Here is a 1,537-nt window from a genome sequence, read left to right on the forward strand (position 1 = left end):
CCTGAGCACAGGCCCCTGAGCAACGGCCCTGCCGCATGACCGGTGATCAGCCGGGGACAGGACGGCCATGGGGGCTCAGCGGAACGGGGCGCGGGACGAGAGCGGGCTCACCGTCGCGCTCGCGTTCGCCGCCAACCTCGGCATCGCCATCGCCAAGATCGTCGCGGCGCTGGTCACCGGGTCGGCGTCGATGGCCGCCGAGGCCGCGCACTCGGTCGCCGACACCTTCAACGAGGTGCTGCTGATGGTCGGGCTGCGCCGCAGCGGCCGGCCCGCCGACCGCCGCCACCCCCTCGGCTACGGCAAGGAGCGCTACATCTGGACGCTCCTCGTCGCCGTCGCGATCTTCGGGATGGGCGCGCTGTTCGCCTTCTACCAGGGGATCCAGACCCTCGCCGGGCACCGCGAGGACGCCGAGGCCGGCACGCTCGTCGGCTACGCCGTCCTCGCGGTCGCGTTCGTCCTGGAGGCGATCTCGTGGCAGCAGGCCGTCCGGGAGGTCCGCGCCGCCGCCCGCGCCGCCGACCTGCCGCTGCGCGCCTACATCCGCCGGACCGACGAGCCCACCGCGATCAGCGTCCTGCTGGAGGACTCCGCGGCCCTCATCGGCCTGGTCATCGCGTTCGGCGGCCTCGGGCTGCACCATCTGACCGGCTCGGCGGCCTGGGACGGCGCCGGCTCCCTCCTCATCGGCGTGCTGCTCACCGCCGTCGCGCTCGTCCTCGGCCGGATCAACCTCAACCTGCTGACCGGCACGCAGGCCGACCCGCGGATCGTCGCCGACGTCCGCGCGCGCCTCGGCGCCGCGCCCGAGATCGACTGGGTCGTCGACATCGTCACCGTCACCTTCGGCGCCGACCGCGTCCTGGTCTGCGCCCGGCTGGACTTCCGCGACACGCTCACCGCCGGCGACGTCGAGCGCGCCTGCGTCCGCATGGCGCGCGAGCTGCGCGAGGCGCATGAGGAGATCGACGAGGTCTTCCTCGAACCGGTCCCCCGCGACGATCCGGAGCTGCGCGATCGCGTCATCGCGCGGTACGGCCGGACGCTGCGGCCCAGGCGCCCAGGATCGGAATGATTTACCGCGAATTGCCACCGCCCCGACCCTTTACGCGGTAAGGTAAGGGCTGTTCGGACGGCCCAGTGTTAAACGGCCTGCTCGGGGCACCACGACCATCTGGATCGCTCCTCCACGGCCCGCCGCGGGCCGCCGATCCCGGAGCGTCGGGAACAAGAACCCCGCCGTGCGACGTTCCGTTAAGTGCGTGCGCCATCAGCGAACACAATCCGCGCCGCACCCACACCACCGAAGGGAGGGGGGTGTCCCCATGCCGCGAAGCGCCGTAGAGACCCCGCTCACGGAGTCGTCGAGCCCCGCGCTCGACGACCTCCTGAAGCGTGGCCGCGCCCAAGGGCGCCTCTCGCTCGACGAAGTAAGGGGAGCCTTCGAGGCGGCGGGCATCAGCCCGGCCCAGGGCCGCTCCATCCTGCGCGAGCTGTCCGACGCCGGCATCAGCCTGGCCGGCGAGCCCGACAC

The 1,537-nt window shown here is 72.7% G+C and carries 2 protein-coding genes; both read left to right on the forward strand.

All coding sequences use genetic code 11. The features are described 5' to 3' along the window. Positions 1 to 67: 67 nt before the first annotated feature. Entirely contained in the window at positions 68 to 1,078 is a 1,011-nt protein-coding gene (locus E1264_RS42515) for a cation diffusion facilitator family transporter (protein ID WP_132183232.1), read from the forward strand. A 250-nt stretch (positions 1,079 to 1,328) separates the two neighbouring features. Further along, a partial coding sequence (locus tag E1264_RS42520) for an RNA polymerase sigma factor region1.1 domain-containing protein (protein ID WP_207937024.1) occupies positions 1,329 to 1,537 on the forward strand: 209 nt, incomplete at its 3' end.

It is taken from the genome of Actinomadura sp. KC216, from assembly GCF_004348535.1.
Classification (GTDB): Bacteria; Actinomycetota; Actinomycetes; order Streptosporangiales; family Streptosporangiaceae; genus Spirillospora.